This is a genomic window from Streptomyces sp. P17 (genome assembly GCF_032436805.1).
Taxonomy (GTDB): domain Bacteria; phylum Actinomycetota; class Actinomycetes; order Streptomycetales; family Streptomycetaceae; genus Streptomyces.
Map to the genome: position 1 here is coordinate 1 of NZ_JAVRBF010000741.1, position 276 is coordinate 276.

Genomic DNA, 276 nt, shown 5'->3' on the forward strand with positions numbered 1-276 from the left:
GCGTCGTTCGAGCACTGTCTCGTGGTTACACATCATTCCGTACTGTTATCGCATCCCCTGTCTGTGGGGCATTGTGTGCAGGTTACCTCACTAAACCACTTATTCATTATGTTGATAAAGTTGGCTTCCCTTTGCCTCCTATCGAGGCTACAGGAAACGATACTTCCCTTCTCGCTGCTGGCTTTGTTGTTGGTATCTGTGGTATGTGGATTTCCGATTTCGTATTCTTGCAGGCAAATCGTCTGCTTAATATACAAAGCAAGGAAAAGTAATGGC

General features: G+C 45.7%; 1 protein-coding gene. It reads left to right on the plus strand.

Translation table 11 applies throughout. The annotated features are described in order from the left end of the window. Positions 1-272 (plus strand): hypothetical protein (locus RMT89_RS42770; protein ID WP_315889158.1); only part of this gene is annotated, 272 nt, incomplete at its 5' end. Positions 273-276: the final 4 nt, after the last annotated feature.